The 17,764-nt window shown below is 61.6% G+C and carries 14 protein-coding genes; 9 read left to right on the top strand and 5 right to left on the bottom strand.

The features are described from left to right. Nucleotides 1–10 precede the first annotated feature (10 nt). The 4 genes from UB23_RS06690 to UB23_RS06675 all read left to right on the top strand — a co-directional run bounded on the left by UB23_RS06690 (nt 11) and on the right by UB23_RS06675 (nt 5,575). On the top strand, nt 11–2,443 hold the full coding sequence (locus tag UB23_RS06690) for an efflux RND transporter permease subunit (RefSeq protein ID WP_045058534.1): 2,433 nt from the start codon (nt 11–13) through the stop codon (nt 2,441–2,443). Between the two features lie 147 nt (nt 2,444–2,590). After that, nucleotides 2,591–3,826: a helix-turn-helix transcriptional regulator gene (locus UB23_RS06685; RefSeq protein WP_045058533.1), complete on the top strand. Its 1,236-nt coding sequence runs from the start codon at nt 2,591–2,593 to the stop codon at nt 3,824–3,826. A 135-nt stretch (nt 3,827–3,961) separates the two neighbouring features. Beyond that, nucleotides 3,962–4,729, top strand: a complete 768-nt coding sequence (locus UB23_RS06680) for an SDR family oxidoreductase (RefSeq protein ID WP_045058532.1) — start codon at nt 3,962–3,964, stop codon at nt 4,727–4,729. A 12-nt stretch (nt 4,730–4,741) separates the two neighbouring features. Further along, nucleotides 4,742–5,575 carry an SDR family NAD(P)-dependent oxidoreductase gene (locus UB23_RS06675; RefSeq protein ID WP_045058531.1) on the top strand — a complete coding sequence of 278 codons (834 nt, stop codon included), beginning with the start codon at nt 4,742–4,744 and terminating at the stop codon, nt 5,573–5,575. Between the two features lie 173 nt (nt 5,576–5,748). On the opposite strand, the gene dmpG is transcribed toward UB23_RS06675, so the two are convergent. The 4 genes from dmpG to UB23_RS06655 all read right to left on the bottom strand — a co-directional run bounded on the left by dmpG (nt 5,749) and on the right by UB23_RS06655 (nt 9,395). Next, entirely contained in the window at nt 5,749–6,777 is a 1,029-nt protein-coding gene (gene dmpG / locus UB23_RS06670) for a 4-hydroxy-2-oxovalerate aldolase (protein WP_045058530.1), read from the bottom strand. Between the two features lie 10 nt (nt 6,778–6,787). Beyond that, nucleotides 6,788–7,714 (bottom strand): acetaldehyde dehydrogenase (acetylating), encoded by a 927-nt coding sequence (locus UB23_RS06665; protein ID WP_045058529.1) that lies wholly within the window; start codon nt 7,712–7,714, stop codon nt 6,788–6,790. A 46-nt stretch (nt 7,715–7,760) separates the two neighbouring features. Further along, the gene (locus tag UB23_RS06660) at nt 7,761–8,552 is read right to left on the bottom strand and encodes a fumarylacetoacetate hydrolase family protein (RefSeq protein ID WP_045058528.1); all 792 of its coding nucleotides are present in this window, start codon (nt 8,550–8,552) and stop codon (nt 7,761–7,763) included. Between the two features lie 69 nt (nt 8,553–8,621). After that, nucleotides 8,622–9,395: a glucose 1-dehydrogenase gene (locus UB23_RS06655; protein WP_045058527.1), complete on the bottom strand. Its 774-nt coding sequence runs from the start codon at nt 9,393–9,395 to the stop codon at nt 8,622–8,624. Nucleotides 9,396–9,715: 320 nt separating this feature from the next. Between UB23_RS06655 and UB23_RS06650 the strand changes: the two genes are divergently transcribed. From UB23_RS06650 to UB23_RS06630, 5 genes are all read left to right on the top strand, one after another. Beyond that, nucleotides 9,716–10,903, top strand: coding sequence for an acyl-CoA dehydrogenase family protein (locus UB23_RS06650; RefSeq protein WP_045058526.1), 1,188 nt, complete (start codon nt 9,716–9,718; stop codon nt 10,901–10,903). A 78-nt stretch (nt 10,904–10,981) separates the two neighbouring features. Beyond that, nucleotides 10,982–12,004 (top strand): ferredoxin--NADP reductase, encoded by a 1,023-nt coding sequence (locus tag UB23_RS06645; protein ID WP_045058525.1) that lies wholly within the window; start codon nt 10,982–10,984, stop codon nt 12,002–12,004. Nucleotides 12,005–12,035: 31 nt separating this feature from the next. Further along, nucleotides 12,036–13,652 (top strand): FadD3 family acyl-CoA ligase, encoded by a 1,617-nt coding sequence (locus tag UB23_RS06640; RefSeq protein WP_045058524.1) that lies wholly within the window; start codon nt 12,036–12,038, stop codon nt 13,650–13,652. A gap of 94 nt (nt 13,653–13,746) precedes the next feature. Beyond that, complete coding sequence (locus UB23_RS06635; protein ID WP_052672974.1) at nt 13,747–15,393, top strand: DUF1302 domain-containing protein; 1,647 nt, start codon at nt 13,747–13,749, stop codon at nt 15,391–15,393. Nucleotides 15,394–15,465: 72 nt separating this feature from the next. Further along, complete coding sequence (locus tag UB23_RS06630; protein WP_045058523.1) at nt 15,466–16,695, top strand: NADH:flavin oxidoreductase; 1,230 nt, start codon at nt 15,466–15,468, stop codon at nt 16,693–16,695. Nucleotides 16,696–16,785: 90 nt separating this feature from the next. Here the strand turns inward: UB23_RS06630 and UB23_RS06625 are convergent, their stop codons facing one another. Continuing rightward, complete coding sequence (locus tag UB23_RS06625) at nt 16,786–17,619, bottom strand: alpha/beta fold hydrolase (protein WP_045058522.1); 834 nt, start codon at nt 17,617–17,619, stop codon at nt 16,786–16,788. Nucleotides 17,620–17,764 lie beyond the last annotated feature (145 nt).

The following is a 17,764-nucleotide window of genomic DNA, read 5'->3' as shown; positions in this document are numbered from 1 at the left end:
GAGGCGGTCAATGAATCAAGCTAAACACTGGGTGACGCGCTGCGTCGAAACGTGCGCCGACCACCTGATGGCCTGGCGCAAGGGGCTGCTGGTGTTGTTCGTCCTGGTGACGCTGGGCCTTGGCTACAGCGCCACCCATACGCAACTGGATCCGGGTTTCAACAAACAGATCCCGGTGCGTCACGAGTACATGATCAATTTTCTCCAGTTCAGCCGCTACTTCACGGGTGCCAACCGTTTCCTGGTCAGCGTGCGCTGGAAAGGCGAAGGCGACATCTACAACAACGAGTACCTGGAGACCCTGCGCAAGGTCACCGACGACGTGTTTTTCATTTCCGGGGTCAGTCGCCCCAGCGTGACGTCGCTGTTTACCGCGAATGTGCGCTATATCGAAATCACCGAAGAAGGGTTCTTCGGTGATGTGGTAGTGCCTCCGCGTTTCAGCGGTACTCCAGAAGACCTGGCGCAGGTGCGCAGCAACACGGCGGCCTCCGGGCAGGTCGGTCGTCTGGTGGCCAACGACCTCAAGTCGGCCATGGTCCGCGCCGACTTGCAGGACGTCGATCCCAAGACTGGCCAGCCGGTGTCCTATGTCGAGATCGCCAAGCGTCTGGAAGAGGTCCGCAGCAAGTACAACAGCCCCAATATCGAGATCAACATTGTCGGCTTCGCCAAACTGGTGGGGGATGTGGTTGAAGGGTTGAACACGGTGATCGGTTTCTTTGTGGTGGCCTTCGTCATCACCGGGTTGCTGCTGTGGCTGTATTCGCGGTCCCTGCGCCTGGCAGTAGTGGCGTTGCTGGTCGCGTTGCTGCCGGTGGTCTGGTTGCTGGGTGTGCTGCCGCTGCTGGGCCTGGGGATCGATCCGATGTCGATCCTGGTGCCATTCCTGATTTTCTCCATCGGCGTGTCCCATGCGGTGCAGATGACCAACGCCTGGAAACAAGACGTGCTGGCCGGCAGTACGTCGAAGGAAGCGGCGCGCTCCGCGTTCTGCAAGATCTTTATCCCGGGCTCGCTGGCCTTGCTGATGAATGCCCTGGGCTTCGCAGTGATCATGATGATCGACATTCCGATCGTTCACGAATTGGGCGTGACGGCCTGCATCGGCGTCATGTTGATGATCATCACCAACAAACTGATGCTGCCGGTGATCATTTCCTACCTGCGGCTGGAACCTGCGCTGTTGCGTCGGGCGCAATCGCGGCCGGCGGGCAGGCACCCCCTGTGGTGGCGCTTGTCGGCACTGGCCGAGCCTGGGCCTGCCCTTGGGGTATTTGTTGTCAGTCTGTTGCTGCTGGCGGCCGGGGCCTACAAGGCTCGCGACCTGGCAGTGGGTGATATCGGCGCGGGCGCGCCGGAACTGCGCGCTGATTCGCGCTACAACCAGGACAACGCCAGGATCATCAGCAGCTACTCCATCGGGCTGGATGTGATGTCAGTGTTCGTCCAGGTCAAGGGTGTCGAAGAGGGCTGCTTGTCGCCTACCGTGATGCGCGCGGTGGAAGCCTTCGATTTCCGCATGCGTACCGTCTCGGGTGTGCAGTCGATTCAAAGCGTGGCGGACATGGGCAAACGGGTGATTGCTGGCAACAACGAAGGCAATCCGCGCTGGGCGGCGATACCGGGATCACCCCGCGGCCTGAGTCAGGGCGCTCGGGCCTATATGCCGGATGATGGCCTGGTCACCGACGGTTGCCAGCAGATGCAGATCCTGGTGTTCCTCACCGACCACGAAGGCAGCACGGTCAGCCATGCGATCACTGAAGCGAGGCGGATCATTGCCGAAGTCAGCTCGCCGCAAGTCGAGTTCCTCCTGGCGGGTGGCAACGTGGGGGTTATGGCGGCCTCCAACGAGGCGGTCAAGCGTGCGGAAGTGATCATGCTCGGGGCGTTGTTTGGATCAGTGGCACTGTTTTGCTGGCTGACTTTCTTATCCATCCGCGCGGTGTTGTGCATTCTGGTGCCGCTGGCGATTGTCGCTATTCTGTGTAACGCACTGATGACCATGCTCGGTATCGGCCTGAAGGTCTCCACCTTGCCTGTCATGGCTCTGGGTGTCGGAGTGGGCGTGGACTACGGCATTTACCTGTACGAACGTATTCAGCACGAAATGCTGCGCGGAGCCAATCTGCGCGAGGCGTTCTACCAGGCCATGTGCCAACGCGGCACGGCGGCGGTATTCACGGCCGTGACCATGTCCATTGGCGTGTGCACCTGGGCGTTCGCACCGCTGAAGTTTCAGGCTGACATGGGTGTGTTGCTGTCGTTCATGTTTCTGGTCAACGTGCTGGGGGCAATTTTCCTCCTTCCGGCGCTGGCCGCCTGGTTCAATCGTGGGCGGCCGTTGGTCGCCGACAGAATGCGCCAGCCGGTGCCGTTACAAGGGCAGTTTCGTCTGAAAAACAGCCCGGCCGAGCGTGATCGAGGAGGCGAAAAATAAACCTGTCCGACCTATTGTGGAGTCCGCACACACTAGGGAAACTGGCTGAGAAGTTGCAGTCGAATGAGGGGGAACCCGGGTTCCCCCAGCCGAAATTATAAAAATAACAAGGGAAGGGCGCAGTCCTTACCCGAGCGAGATAAGACTATGCAAAACGCTGACTTGACGCACCAGGCCCTGGCCAGTCTTGGCCTCGATCTCACGCACTACAACCAGTTGGTGGGCGAAATCTACGAAGGCGCCCTGGATCCAAAGCTGATGGCGCACGCCCTTCGAAGCTTTCTCAAACTCTACGGTGCCAACTACGTCACCTTGATCCTGCGGGTGCCGGAGCAACCCGAAACCGGCGTGATGATCATCGTCGGTGACATCGAAGGCGCCGGTGATATCTGCTACATGACCTACCCGCAAATCGATTCGCCGTTCTCCAACCAGCCGCTGGACCATGTGTTCACCGTGGACGACCTCATGAGCGCAACGCAATGGGAGCAGAACGGCTACTACAAAATGTTCTGCGAACCCTATGACGTGTACCACTTAATGTGTGCCGATATTTCCACACCGGACGGCGGCAAACTGCGCTTGCGCATGACTCGCCCCAAACGGGCTCCCAACTTCTCTGCCCACGACCGCGCAGTGTGCGCCAGCTTCCTGCCTCACCTGCGACGTGCCTCCCAACTGCATAACTTGCGAGACCGCAGTGAATCGCTGAGCGAGTTGTACTCCCAGGCCATCAGCCGGTTATCGGTGGCGACCCTGGTGCTCGACGAGAGCGGCAGTGTGTTGCAGATCAATCCCGTGGCCCAGGAAATCCTTTCCCGTTCCGATGGCTTGAAACTGGTGGGCGGACGCCTTGAGGCGACGTATCCCAGCGATAACCGTGAGTTGCAACGCCTGATTCGTGGCGCGTTCTGTCCCGATGCCCCAAAAAGCGCCGAGGCCATGTCGGTGACGCGTCCATCCGGCTTGGTCAACCTCGGCGTGGTCGTCGAATCGATTCCATCACTGGACTGGGCAGAGGAGAAGGGGCAACCGGCGGCGTTGGTGTATATCCGCGATGCGTCGAGCAAATCCCTGGCCAGTGAAGTGGTGACCAAGCAGCTGTTCAACCTGACCAAGGCCGAAACCGCCCTGGCCATGGAACTCGCCAACGGCTTGTCCCTGGAGGAAGCTGCCGAAGTGCTCAATATCCGGCGCAACACCGCGCGGGCACACTTGCGCTCCATCTTCTCCAAGACCGGAGTGCGACGCCAGACGGAACTGGTGCGCATCATGCTCAACAGCGTGGTTGCCTTGGGCAAGCCGCAACTCGCGTTGAAGGTGGCCGAAAAAATCAAGGTGCCGCCGCTGCGGCTGGCCGTGCCGATCTACCGTCAGGCCTGATCCTGCCCACCCTTCGCCGGGCCATTCGCCGCCCGGCGTAGCTAACATTCACGCAGCACATTTTTAGTCCGCACAGACGATGCCGTCCCGTGATCGCCCTGTCGATACTGGGCGGACCAATCACGGAGAATCACCATGCCAATTACAGCCATCACCGGCAGCGCCTCGGGAATCGGGGCGGCCGTATCTGCGGCCATGCGCGCCGCCGGGCATCAGGTCATAGGGATCGATCGCAGTAACGCCGAAGTGATCGCCGACCTGTCCACTGCGCAAGGGCGTGAGGCCGCCATCGGGCAAGTGCTTGAACTCAGCGGTGGGGTCCTCGATGGGCTGATCTGTTGCGCCGGGGTCGGTGTCACGGCATCCAACTGCGGTTTGATCCTTGCGGTGAATTACTTCGGCGTCAGCCAGTTGCTCGACGGCTTGCAGGGAGCGTTGGCCAAGGGCCAACAGCCGGCTGCGCTGGTGATCGGCTCGGTGGCGGCGACTCATTCCGGGCCCGATGGCCAGCCGATGACCGACGCGATGATCGCCGGTGAAGAGGCCCGGGCGCTTGAGTTGGCCAACGACCTCGGTCAACCGCACGTCGCCTATGCTGCTTCCAAATGTGCCATCAGCCAGCATGCCCGTAGCCTGGCGGTGAGCTGGGGCAAGCAGGGCATGCGTTTGAACGTAGTCGCGCCGGGTGCGGTTGAAACGCCATTGCACCAGGCCTCGCTGGACGATTCGCGTTTTGGCCAGGCTACCCGCGAATTTGTCGCACCTCTGGGTCGTGCCGGACAACCTGCGGAAATTGCCGCAGTAGTTGCCTTCCTGCAATCGCCCCAGGCTTCGTTTATTCATGGCAGTGTCGTGTTCGTCGATGGCGGCATGGACGCCATGGTCCGCGCCACGCGCTTCTAAAAAGGAACTTGCATGAACAAAGTGGCATTCATCACCGGCGCTAGCCGGGGCATCGGCCGTGAGGCGGCGCTGGCATTCGCCCGCGCCGGCTTCGACCTGGCGATCAGCGCCCGTACCCTCAACGAGGGGGAACAACATGAGCATGCCCTGCGCGACGCCGCCGGGGCGCCCCTGGCCGGCAGCCTCAATGGTACTGCGCAGGCCTTGCGTGATCTGGGGTGCCGGGTGCTCGTCGTGCCGATGGATTTGCTCGACAGCGCCTCGGCCCTGGCCGCCTGCCAGGCGGTGCTGGCCGAGTACGGGCGCATCGACGTGCTGATCAATAACGCGATCTACCAGGGCAGTGACCTTAATGCCGGATTCATGGACCTGCAGGCCCAGACCCTGGAACGGATGTTCCAGGGCTACATTCTCACCCCGTTCCTGCTGACCAAGGCGGTTGCCGAGCACATGGTGGCGCGCGGGGGCGGGGTGGTGATCAACGTCACTTCCGGTGCCGGCGAAAGCGACCCACCGGTAGCTGCGGGCAAGGGCGGCTGGGGTTATGCGTACGGGGCCGGCAAGGCGGCAGTGTCGCGATTGTCCGGGGTGTTGACCACTGAACTGGGGGAGGCTGGCGTGCGCGCCTATACGCTCAATCCTGGCGTAGTCACCACAGAGGCACTCAAGGCGACCATCGGCGACAAAGGCCTGATCGCCCTGCGTGCCGGCAGCGCTCCACCCCACGTGCCGGCGGCGGTGATGCTGTGGCTGGCCACGGCGGAACAGGCATCCGGGTTTCAACGGCGGACCATTGCTGCGCAGCCGTTTGCGCTGGAGCACGGCATCGTCGCCGATTGGCGTTGACAGAAACTGCTTGTGAAAGCGGTGGGCCAGTTGGCATAGAGGGCGACGGGCATGGCCTCATCGCGGGCAAGCCCGCTCCCACAGTTTCGGTGTCGTACACAAAACCTGCGTACATCACTTAACCTGTGGGAGCGGGCTTGCCCGCGAAAGCGTCGGAGCGGGCTGTGGGATCTTTACGCCTGCCGCCGCTGGCGGGCGAGGGTCATGGCGGTGTCTTCGATCATGTCTTCCTGGCCGCCGACCATGCCGCGGCGACCCATTTCGACCAGGATTTCCCGGGCCGACACGCCATATTTTTTCTCGGCGCGCTTGGCGAACAACAGGAAGGAACCATAGACCCCGGCGTAGCCCATGGTCAGGGCATCACGGTCGCTGCGGATCGGGAAGTCCATGATCGGCACCACCAGGTCTTCGGCCACGTCCTGGATCCCGAATACGCTGACACCCGTGTCGATCCCCATGCGATCACACACTGCCACCAGCACCTCCATCGGCGTGTTACCTGCGCCAGCACCGAGGCCCGCGCAGGCAGCGTCGATGCGGTTGGCCCCGGCGGCAATCGCGGCAATGGAGTTGGACACACCCATCGACAGATTGTGATGGCCATGAAAACCGATCTCGGTCCCTGGCTTGAGGGCTGCCCGCATCGCCGCCACACGTGCACTGACTTCATGGGGCAGCAGGTAGCCCGCCGAGTCGGTCAGGTAGATGCAGTTGGCGCCGTAGCTTTCCATGAGCAAACCTTGCTTGACCAGGCCCTCGGGGCTGTTCATGTGAGCCATCATCAGGAAACCGACGGTGTCCATGCCCAGGCCGCGGGCGTGGGAGATGTGCTGCTCGCTGACATCGGCCTCGGTGCAATGGGTGGCCACCCGGATGGTGTTGACGCCCAGTTCATGGGCCATTTTCAGATGATCGACTGTACCGATGCCCGGTAGCAGCAGCGCAGAAACCTTGGCCTTTTTCATCAGCGGAATTACCGCCGACAGGTATTCTTCGTCGGTGTGGGCCGGGAAGCCGTAGTTCACCGAACTGCCGCCGAGCCCGTCACCGTGGGTGACTTCGATCAGCGGCACGCCGGCCGCGTCAAGGCCGCAGGCGATGTCCTTCATCTGTTGCAGGCTGATCTGGTGACGCTTGGGGTGCATGCCATCGCGCAGGCACATGTCGTGGACGGTAATGCTTTTGCCGCGAAGATCCATGGTCTTTTCCTTATGCGTTGGCGGTTAAGCCGGTGGCTTGCAGAACGAGTTCGCCCTTGAGGATTTCCTCGGCGAACATCTCGGCCGTGCGTGCCGCCGCAGCCGTCATGATGTCGAGGTTGCCGGCGTACTTGGGCAGGTAGTCGCCCAGGCCTTCGACCTCCATGAAAATCGACACCCGATTGCCGTCGAACACCGGGCCATTAACCAGCTTGTAGCCGGGCACATAGCGCTGCACTTGCTCGATCATGGCCTCGATAGCGGCCGTGATCGCCGGCTGGTCGGGCTCAGTGACTGTCAGGCAATGCACGGTATCGCGCATGATCAGCGGCGGCTCGGCGGGGTTGATGATGATGATTGCCTTGCCTTCCTTCGCGCCGCCGACTTTTTCCACTGCCCTGGAGGTGGTACGGGTGAATTCGTCGATGTTTTTTCGGGTGCCGGGCCCGACTGATTTCGAAGCGGCGGTGGCGATGATTTCGGCATATTCCACCGGCTGTACGCTGGACACCGCTGCCACCAGCGGAATGGTGGCCTGGCCGCCGCAAGTGACCATGTTGACGTTCATGACGCCCAGGCCCAGTTGAGCCTTGAGGTTGACCGGCGGTACGCAATACGGGCCGATGGCTGCTGGCGTGAGGTCGATCATCAACACGCCCAAGGCATTGAGTTTGCGCGAATTTTGCGCGTGCACGTAGGCCGAAGTGGCATCGAAGGCAATCTGGATCTGGTCTTCCAGCACATGAGGCAGCAATCCGTCGACACCCTCGGCCGTGGTCTTCAGGCCCAGCTCGCGAGCCCGCGCGAGGCCTTCGGAGGTGGCGTCGATGCCCACCATCCACACCGGTTCCAGCACGTCACTGCGCATCAATTTGTACAACAGGTCGGTTCCGATGTTGCCCGGCCCGATCAGCGCGCATTTGATCTTTTTGTTCATGGTCTTTGGCTCCAGGAAGGGAGAAAGGGAAGGGCGTGCAGGGTGATCAAGGGACAAAGCGCAGGCTGGCTTCGCCCAGGCCACTCATGGAAAGACTGATGTGGTCACCGGCGACTACGGGCACCAGCGGCGCCAGGGCACCGGAGAGAATGATCTCGCCGCGGCGGAACGGAATGCCCAGCTCGCCCAGGGTATTGGCCAGCCAGGCCACGGCTGCGCAGGGGTGGCCTTGTACCGCCGAGCCCAGTCCCGAGCCTGCCGGCTGGCCGTTTTTAAGCATTTGCATGTGCACCGCGGCAAGGTCCAGCGAGCGCGGGTCGGTGCGCTGGGCGCCAAGGGCAAACACGCCGCAGGAAGCGTTGTCGGCCACGGTGTCCTGGATACGGATCTGCCAGTCATCGATTCTTGAGTCGACAATCTCGAAACAGGGGACGACCCATTGACTGGCAGCGAGTACGTCCTCGGCGCTGATGCCGGGGCCTTGTAAATCTTCGCCGAGAATAAAGGCGATCTCGCCCTCGGCCCTCGGCTGGATCAGGTTGTAACGGGCGAGGCTGACTTCGCAGCCATCCTCGACCTGCATGGCATTGGTGAGGAAACCGAAGTCTGGCTGGTGCACGTCCAGCATTTCCTGTACGGCGCGGCTGGTCACCCCGATTTTCTTGCCAATCACCTGCTCGCCAAGTGCCTCGCGACGTTGCAGGAAGTGCAAGGAAATCCGGTAGGCCTGTTCCAGGGTGATCTGAGGGTAGCGCCGGGTCAGGGGCGCCAGGGTCTGACGGCTGCGCAAGGCGTTGAACAATTCGTCGCCCAGCGTGTTGATCAAATGAGCGTCCATGGCAGGGTTCCAGTCATGTGGAAAAAAAACCCGCCCCGGCGTCATCAGGGGCGGGCCAAAAACAGCTGCTTAGCCGGGCCAGACCGACGAGTCTGCGCCGCCATCGACGTCGATAACCTTGCCAGTCACCCAGGCCGAGGCCGGGCTGGCCAGATACAGCGCGGCGGCAGCAATATCTTGCGGGGTACCCAGGCACTTGAGTGGAGTGTTGCTTTCCATGACTTGGCGCATGGCACTCGGCATCACGCCATTGAGCGCTTCAGTGAGGGTAGGGCCGGGTGCGACAGCGTTGACCCGGACCTGCGGTGCGAAGTCCTGGGCCAGCAGGCGGGTCAGATGGCTGAGGGCAGCCTTGGCGGTGCCGTAGGCACTGAAATGGCGCTGCGCATAGCGTGCCGCTACCGAGCTGATATTGATGATGTTGCCGCCGCCTGCCTCGCGCATCAGCGGCACACACAATTGGCAGAAGGCGTAGCTGGTGGCGACGTTGAAGTTCAGCACCTGAGCGAACTGCTCGGGCGACATCGCCAGCGGATCATTCGGACCGCCACCGCCGACATTGTTCACCAGGTGAGTGATACGACCCATTTGCTCCACGCTCTGACGCACCAGCGCATGGCGTTGCTCGGCGTCGTTGACGTCACACGCGACCGCCAGGGCGCGTCGTCCAAGGCCGCGAACTTCTTCGGCCACGGCCTGAACTTCGTCCAGTGACCGCGCCGAGCACACCACATCTGCGCCGGCTTCGGCGTACGCCAAGGCAATCGCCCGACCGATTCCCCGGCCGCTGCCGGTGACGATGGCGACGCTGCCGTGCATCTGGAAACGCTGCAAAATACTCATGGCCCTTGCTCCGTGGGGTCGATGGTTGATGGGTTGACTATCGTCGCAACGACCGTAGCCAGCATCGTCTCAATGGACTATCAATCAGGGCACATACACCGTAGGAGCTGCCGCAGGCTGCGATCTTTTGATCCGGTTCTTTAGAAGCAGGATCAAAAGATCGCAGCCTGCGGCAGCTCCTACCCAGGAAGAACCCGGCTCTCGCAACCGGCGCAAGCGGTACTCCCCCTAGTCCGCTTTGACGATGAATGATCGCGCGCTCGATCCGATGATTGATCACAACTGGCGCAGTGGCGCAGTGAGATCGGGAGAGTTGAGTGATGCACAGCATGCGAGAAAAGACCCAGGACGAACGTGATCTGATTGAGCGTGCGCGCAGCATGGTGCCCGCCCTCAAGGCGCGCACGGCGCAGGCCGACAAGGACTTGAAGATACCGGTGGAGACCGTGCTCGAGTTGCAGTCCACCGGGCTGCTACGGGCCATGCAGCCCAGGGCGTTTGGTGGATATGAAGTGGACCCGCGTACCTTCTTCGAAATCCAGACCATCCTTGCCGAAGGTTGCATGTCCACTGCCTGGATATACGGCGTGATGGGGGTTCACCCCTGGCAACTGGCCCGCTACCCGATCGAAACCCAGCGCGAAGTCTGGGCGCATGACCACAACGCATTGATCTGCTCGACCTACATGCCGGCGGCCAGGGTCACGGTGGTGGAGGGCGGTTACCGCATCAGCGGGCGCTGGGGGTTCTCCAGCGGCAGTGAGCACTGCCAATGGGTGCTTCTGGGAGGAATACTGCCGCCCGATGGCGAACAGGCCGCCGAGCACGGCACCTTCCTGTTGCCGCGCAAGGACTACCAGATTGAACGCAATTGGGACGTCATGGGCCTGCGCGGCACCGGAAGCCATGACATCACGGTTGAGGATGTATTCGTCCCCGCCCATCGCGTGCAGCGCACCAATAACTGGACGCTCGATGCAACGCCCGGGCGCCAGGTCAACACCAACCCGATCTACGCGATTCCGTTTGCCCAAGTGTTCTCCCGCGCCGTCTCCACATCGGCCATTGGCGCCCTGCAGGGTGCGATCAACGAGTTCCGTGACAATGCCGCCAAACATATCGGCAAGCACGGTGCCCGTACCGCAGACGATCCTGTGGCGCAAACCGCCATTGCCGAAGCGATGATCACCGTCGACAGCCTGCGCCTGGTGCTGGAACGCAACTACGAGCACCTCATGAGCCTGGCCCGCGCCGGCGAATACCCGGATACCGAAACCCGGCTGTTGTATCGCTACCAGTCGGCCTACGTGACCAATATTTGCGCCGAACGGGCCAACGACCTGCTGCGCAGCATGGCCGCTTCAGGCTTGTACAACACCAACCCGGTGGCGCGACTGTTCCGCGACCTGCACCAGGCACGTGGACACATTGCCAACAATTACATGGCTTACGGGCGCAGTTACGGCGCGGTGATGCTGGGTTTGCCCAATCCGGACCCTTACGTCTGAAGCCATGGCGCCCGTTTTGACTCCTTGGGTCTACACCCGCCCGTAATACACGGGCAGGTGGTCATGAGTAGCTGATCTATGAACAATTATCTTGCCCTGCGTGTGGCACGAGTGATCGAGGAAACCGCCGATGCGCGCTCCCTGGTTTTCGACGTGCCGGAGCATCTGGGTGAACGCTTCCACTATCAACCCGGCCAGTTCCTGACCTTGCGAGTGCCCTTCGAGGACGGTTGGTTGCCCCGTTGCTACTCATTGTCGAGCACGCCATTGCTGGATGAGCCCTTGCGGGTAACGGTCAAACGTGTGCACGAGGGCCGCGCTTCGAACTGGCTGTGCAGCGAGTTGCAGGCCGGCCAGACCCTGGAGGTACTGCCACCTGCCGGGGTATTTGTGCCGCGTAGCCTCGACGGCGATTTACTGCTGTTCGGCGGCGGCAGTGGCGTGACCCCGGTGCTGTCGATCCTGCGTTCGGCGTTGCTCGCCGGAACCGGCCGGGTCCTGCTGATCTACGCCAACCGCGATGAATCCTCAGTGATTTTCCGCGATGAACTCCGGCACCTGGCCAGCGCCCACCCGCAACGCTTGCAAATCGTCCACTGGCTCGATTCGGTACAGGGCATCCCAAGCGTCGGACAGCTGGCCGAACTGGCGCGGCCGTTTATCGATGCGCAGGCGTTCATTTGTGGACCGGGCCCGTTCATGGACGCCGCCGTCAATGCGTTAAAGGACCTGGGCATGCCGGAGCGCCGAGTGCATGTCGAACGGTTCGTGTCGCTGCCCGGCGAAGGCGAGCTGCCACAGGTGGCAAGCATCGAGGCTGCGGTGGCCGCCCAACTCGCCGTGCGCCTGGATGGCGAGGACCACCACTTGGCCTGCGACACCGGCGAGACCTTGCTGGCTGCGATGGAACGTGCCGGTCTCAAGCCTCCCAGCGCCTGCCGCGTGGGTGGCTGCGCTTCGTGCATGTGCACGCTGGTAAGCGGCGATGTCGAGCTGCTGCACAACGATGCCCTGGATGCGGGTGACCTGGCCGAAGGCTGGATTCTTGCCTGTCAGGCAGTGCCCACCAGCGCGCAATTGCGTATCCGCTTTCCAGAGTGAAGCCTCCAATGATGCCAAGCCCGAGCCCACGATGAATCAGAGCCTGAATCTTGCCGCGCCCCTGAGCGCCGCCCCCGTCAACTTTGCCCAGTTGGTCTTCAGCAGCGCCGAACGTCACGCCGGTCGCACTGCCATTGAGGACAACGGCCACTGCATCGACTACGCCCAACTGCCCGAGCGCGTCATGAGCTTTGCCCGGGGCCTGATGGCTGTGGGTATCCAGCCCGGTGACAGGGTCGGTATCTGGGCCCCGAACAGCGGTGACTGGATCCTCGCCGCGCTGGGCATTCAGTGTGCAGGTGCGGTGCTGGTGCCGATTAACACGCGCATGAAGGGGCTTGAGGCCGCCGATGTGCTGGAACGCAGCGGCTGCCGGCTGTTGTTTGTCCAGCAGCGATTTCTCGATGTGGATTACCCGGCGCTCCTCGCACCCCATCGACCGGCCAGCCTCCAGCATCTGGTGATACTCGATGGCGATACGCCCGAATCGCCTGCGGACCTGACGCTTCAACAGTTTCTGTGTGGTGCGGTAACCGTCGATGCCGACAGCGCCAGGCAACGCGCATTAGCGGTCGACCCCCAAGCCATGTGCGACCTGTTGTTCACGTCCGGCACCACCGGCAAACCCAAAGGTGTGATGAGCGGGCATGGCCAGAACCTGCGGGCTTTTACCGAATACGTCAAGGTCATCGGCCTGGTGCCGGGTGACCGTTACCTGATCGTAAACCCGTTCTTTCATGCCTTCGGCTATAAAGCCGGCTGGCTGACTTGCCTGATTGGCGGAGCGACCATCCTGCCCCACGCGGTGTTCGACGCCGAACAAGTGTTCCAGCGCATCGCCCGCGAGCGCATCAGCGTCTTGCCCGGCGCGCCGACCCTGTACCTCTCGCTGCTTGCGCATCCGCAGCTCAAGCAGACCGACCTGTCGAGCTTGCGCATCGCGGTGACCGGTTCAGCGAGTATTCCGCCGAGCCTGATAGAACGCATGCGCAACGAGTTGGGGTTTGCCGTGGTGACCACTGCCTACGGCCTGACCGAATGCGGGGGGCTTGCGACTATCTGCGACCCACAAGACTCGGCGCAGGTGATCGCCGGCACCAGCGGACGGCCTATTGCCGGCACTGAAGCAAGTATCCGCGATCCGCATAACCAGGCGCTGGATCCAGGGCAAACCGGTGAGATCTGCCTGCGTGGCTTTCACATCATGCAGGGCTATTTCCAGGACCCCGAAGCGACCCGCGAAGTCATCGACGCCGATGGCTGGCTCCACACCGGCGATGTCGGGCGCCTGGATAAAGCGGGCAACCTGATCATCACCGACCGACTCAAGGACATGTTCATCGTCGGTGGCTTCAACTGCTACCCGGCGGAAATCGAAGCGGCATTGATCCGGCATCCGGCGATTGCCCAGGTGGCGGTGATTGGCATTGCCGATGAGCGCATGGGCGAAGTTGGCTGTGCCTGCGTTGTGCTGCGCGAGGGCGCAGAGCTCGACGAGGCACAACTGATTGCCTGGAGTCGTGAGCAAATGGCCAATTACAAGGTGCCGCGCCAGGTGCGTTTTTTCCGCGCCTTGCCGCTCAATCCGTCGAGCAAGGTTGTGAAGAGCGAACTGCGCGCGATGGTGGCCAATGGCGTGCTGGCGTAACAAACGCTCATCTCACCAAACGGACGATGTGCGCGAAAGTGGTTTTTTTCATGCTGTGAGGACACAAGCCAGAACAACAAAAAAGGAGATGAGCATGTTTACCCGAAACCTTGTTGCGCGCCGTCCGGGGAGAACGATCGATGGACGCTGCCTGTTGGCGACAGCCATCACGGTGGCCAGTGCCACGGCCAGCGCCGCGCCGACCGTCGAATTGGGGGAAAACACCACCCTGGATTCGTCGCTGACGGTCAACTACACCGCCTCCATGCGTACCGCCAAGCAGGCCAGTCAATACCTCAATGACCCGAACAACGACGACGGCACGCGAAATTTCAAGCGCGGCTCATTGATCAATAACCGCCTGAGTCTGTTCGGCGAACTGCAACTCAAACATGACAACCTCGGTGCGGTAGTGCGCGGGAGTCAGTTCTATGACGATGTCTACAACCAGAAAAACGCCAACGACTCGGCGCAGACGGTGAACAAGACCGGACACAACGACGGCTTCAGTGACGAAACCCGCCGGCTGAGCGGCAGCACCGCGCGGCTGCTCGATGCCTATGTGTATGGCAACTTCGACGTCGGCGAGACCCAGTATCTGTCGCTCAAAGCCGGGCGGCACCTGGTGGCATGGGGCGAGAGCCTGTTCTGGGCCAACATCAGCCAGGGGCAGGCCCCGGTGGATGCCACCAAATTCAATGTGCCGGGTACCGAGGCCAAGGACTCGTACCTGCCGGTGGGGCAGGTGTCCGGGTCGTGGTCGCTGAACGAAGACCTGGCGCTGGTCGGCTATTACCAGTACGAATGGGAAAAAACCCAGCTCAACCCTGTGGGCGATTATTTCGGCAGCGACACCTTCGGACCCGGTGCCGAGTTCTATCGTCTGGGCGCTGGGGTAGTCGACAGCCTGCCAAACGGCCTGGCGGTCGGTTATGCCGGTGAAAAAGACGCCAGAGACAGCGGCCAATGGGGGGTGGGGGTACGCTACCGAATCACCGAAAACACCGAAGTGGGGCTGTTCCACTACCGCTATCACGAGCGGGTGGGCTCATTATTCTTCGACTTTACGGGTAACACCCAATACTCATCGCTCAAGGGCATCGGTCATGATTCCAGCGCACCGACCTATCGCCTGGGGTACTTCGAAGACGTAGAACTGACCGGGATCAGCTTCAGCTCCAAGGTCGGCGACTCGGTGCAGTACGCCGGTGACCTGAGCTACCGTGATGGCGCCTCGGTCTACCTCAACAACGGTGCGCCGACTACCGGGCAGATCTGGCAGGGCAACCTCAACGCCTCGTACATCCTCGGCCCAAGCATGCTGGCCCAACAGACCACCGTGATGGGCGAAGTGGTGCATCAACACATCGACGGGGTGGACAGCCTGACCATCACCGGTGGCGGAGCTGGCGTTGACGGCACCTTTGACCAGTTCGAGTCGCAGACCCAGACCCGTGGCTCGACCCTGCTGGGCGTGGGCGTCTACATGGACTACCCGTCCATCGCCAACGGCCTGGACCTGAGCACCAAGGTGGTATGGACACAGAACCTCGACGGTAGCGCCTACCAGGGCCTGGGGCGCGACGAGAAGCGCCTGACTGTGGGGGGAGACTTCAAGTATCTGGGTAACTTTCAGGTTGGCATGACCTATATCGCCTACTTGAGTTCTCCGGATGTCGCCCAGGGGCGGTTCCTGGCTGACCGGGATTACCTGTCGTTGAACGCCAAATACACCTTCTGAAGATTATCGCTGCGTCGCGACGTGGCGACGCAGCGCTTCGTTTTTAGCCTGATAAAAATAAAGAGGCCTGCCATGAACCCTCGTTCAATCCCATCTGCGTTCAGCCCCGTCAAGATCGGACCGCTGATCCTGAAGAACCGCTTTATCAAGGCCGCCACCAATGAGGGCATGAGCGCCCAGGGTGTGCCTTCCAAACAACTGGTCAAGCTGCACTCGTCCCTCGCCGCTGGCGGAATCGCCCTGACCACCGTGGCTTACTGCGCAGTGAGCACTGATGGCCGCACCTTGCCCAACCAGTTGATCCTCGCTCAATCCAGCGTGCCGCACTTCAAGGCCCTGACCGACGCCGTGCACGAGTCCGGTGGCCTGGCCAGCGCGCAGATCACCCATGGTGGCTGCTTCACCTTTATTCGCGAGCGCTCAACCAAACGTCCGCTTTCAGCCAGCGGAGGCTTCAACAAGATAGGCCTGATGAGTGGCATGTTTCTCAAGCAGGCGATGAACGAAGCCGATATGCAGCAAGTGGTGCACGATTTCGTCCAAGGCGCGCGGCTGGCGCGCCAGGCAGGTTTTGACGCAGTGGAAATCCACATGGGTCATGGCTACTTGTTGAGCCAGTTCATTTCGCCAATGTACAACAAGCGCCGCGACCAGTACGGCGGCAGTCTGGAAAACCGCCTGCGCTTTCCGCGACGGGTGCTGCGCGCGGTGCTCGATGAGGTCGGCCAGGAGATGGCGGTGATCTGCAAATACAGCATCACCGAAGGCGTCCGCGCCGGTAACAGTGCCGAAGACGGAGCCCAGATCGCCCGCATGCTGGAGGATGAAGGCGCGCACTTGCTGGTGCTCAGCGCCGGGATGAACGCGGAATCGATCACCACCATGTTCGGCTCTTCCTTTCCCAAGGAAAACCGCGTGCAGCAGAAAAACAAGATCATCGCCCTGGCCATGGCCATTCAGCGCCGTAAAGAGCCGACGGTAGAGTTCCGCGAACTGTATCTGTTGGAACACGCGCGCAAAGTACGCGCGGCGGTCAAGATGCCCCTGGCTTACCTGGGCGGAGCCAAGAGCCTGTCGAGCATTGAACAGGTCATGGCCGAGGGCTTTGACCTGGTCGCCATGGGGCGGGTGTTGCTGGCCGAACAAGACTACGTCAATAAACTTGCCAGCGGCGTCAGTCGCGATTCGATTTGCACGGCCTGCAACCGCTGCGTGGCAATGATGTACACCCCCGGCGGCACGTCCTGCGTACTGGGCAAGCCCGGCGACGCCGAGTTGAACCGTCAGCCAGCAGCGGGGTAACGGATATACGTCAAGGCCCGGCTCCGGGGGAACGAGGCTTGCCGACGAAGAGAGATAACGCGGTGCAGCACGTACACCGCGCCGCCCGGATCAGCCGTGTTGCAGGAAGTCGATGCAGCTGCGGTTGAACAATTCCCGGTGTTCCACCTGGACCCAATGCCCGCAACGGTTGAGCACGATAAACCGGGCATTGGCCGCACCGTCAATGATGCGCTGGGCACCACTGACAGGGTTGAAGTGATCGTTGGTACCCCAGAAGCCCAGGATCGGGCATTGGATCTCACCCAGGCGCGCCTGCATGTTCTGAACCATCATGGTGCTGAACAGGTTTTTGGGCTGGGTCGCTGCCACCGCTACGCGTTCCTGTAGCAGGCTTTCCGGCAGAATCGAATCGTCGAACAGCTGCAGGCGCATCATGCTGCGCATCTCTTCCATTCCGATGGGACCAGCGCTGAACAGGCTGACCATGCGTACGATGCCTTCCATCTTGAAGTAGGTCTCGCGTTCTTCGACACCGCCCGGAGCCAGCAGGATCAGGCTCTGTGGCAGTTGCGGCAGGCGCAGGGCCAGGCCCAGGGCGATCGCGCCCCCCAACGAATTACCCAGCAGCGTGCAACGCCGCACGCCGATGCACTCCAGGAACGCGACCACGCAGTCGACGAAAAAATCGAGGTTGTACTGGACGTCCTCGGGCTTGTCCGATCGGCCGAAACCCGGGAGGTCAAGCACGATGTTGCGATAGCCCGCGGCTGCCAATTGCGGGTAGTTGCCTTTGAAGTTGCTGAAGCCACTGGCGCCCGGCCCGCTGCCGTGCAGCCACAGCACCACGGGGCCTGCTCCCTCATCCAGATAGTGCAGACACAGGCCGTTTGGCAGGTTTGCGTAATGGCCGACGGGCAGGGGCAAGTCTACGGATTGGTTCATGGGGTTCTCCATTGTCTGCGGATTCATGACGCGCAGCCATGCCAGGCACTGCAGCCGATTGAATGCAGCGAGTTGAAGGGGAACGCGAAGACTGACGTGGTGCGCGCAATGCTAATGCTGGGGGCTGACAGCGCTGCACACATCG

The organism is Pseudomonas sp. ES3-33 (genome assembly GCF_000952175.1).
In the GTDB taxonomy this organism is placed as follows: domain Bacteria; phylum Pseudomonadota; class Gammaproteobacteria; order Pseudomonadales; family Pseudomonadaceae; genus Aquipseudomonas; species Aquipseudomonas gregormendelii.
This window is presented reverse-complemented; position numbering and strand designations above follow the sequence as displayed.

Bases quoted from the DNA above. Each gene is read 5' to 3' on its own strand.
- UB23_RS06690 (WP_045058534.1), top strand. From the start codon at position 11: ATGAATCAAGCTAAACACTGGGTGACGCGCTGCGTCGAAACGTGCGCC.
- UB23_RS06685 (WP_045058533.1), top strand. From the start codon at position 2,591: ATGCAAAACGCTGACTTGACGCACCAGGCCCTGGCCAGTCTTGGCCTC.
- UB23_RS06680 (WP_045058532.1), top strand. From the start codon at position 3,962: ATGCCAATTACAGCCATCACCGGCAGCGCCTCGGGAATCGGGGCGGCC.
- UB23_RS06675 (WP_045058531.1), top strand. From the start codon at position 4,742: ATGAACAAAGTGGCATTCATCACCGGCGCTAGCCGGGGCATCGGCCGT.
- dmpG (WP_045058530.1), bottom strand. From the start codon at position 6,777: ATGGATCTTCGCGGCAAAAGCATTACCGTCCACGACATGTGCCTGCGC.
- UB23_RS06665 (WP_045058529.1), bottom strand. From the start codon at position 7,714: ATGAACAAAAAGATCAAATGCGCGCTGATCGGGCCGGGCAACATCGGA.
- UB23_RS06660 (WP_045058528.1), bottom strand. From the start codon at position 8,552: ATGGACGCTCATTTGATCAACACGCTGGGCGACGAATTGTTCAACGCC.
- UB23_RS06655 (WP_045058527.1), bottom strand. From the start codon at position 9,395: ATGAGTATTTTGCAGCGTTTCCAGATGCACGGCAGCGTCGCCATCGTC.
- UB23_RS06650 (WP_045058526.1), top strand. From the start codon at position 9,716: ATGCACAGCATGCGAGAAAAGACCCAGGACGAACGTGATCTGATTGAG.
- UB23_RS06645 (WP_045058525.1), top strand. From the start codon at position 10,982: ATGAACAATTATCTTGCCCTGCGTGTGGCACGAGTGATCGAGGAAACC.
- UB23_RS06640 (WP_045058524.1), top strand. From the start codon at position 12,036: ATGAATCAGAGCCTGAATCTTGCCGCGCCCCTGAGCGCCGCCCCCGTC.
- UB23_RS06635 (WP_052672974.1), top strand. From the start codon at position 13,747: ATGTTTACCCGAAACCTTGTTGCGCGCCGTCCGGGGAGAACGATCGAT.
- UB23_RS06630 (WP_045058523.1), top strand. From the start codon at position 15,466: ATGAACCCTCGTTCAATCCCATCTGCGTTCAGCCCCGTCAAGATCGGA.
- UB23_RS06625 (WP_045058522.1), bottom strand. From the start codon at position 17,619: ATGAACCAATCCGTAGACTTGCCCCTGCCCGTCGGCCATTACGCAAAC.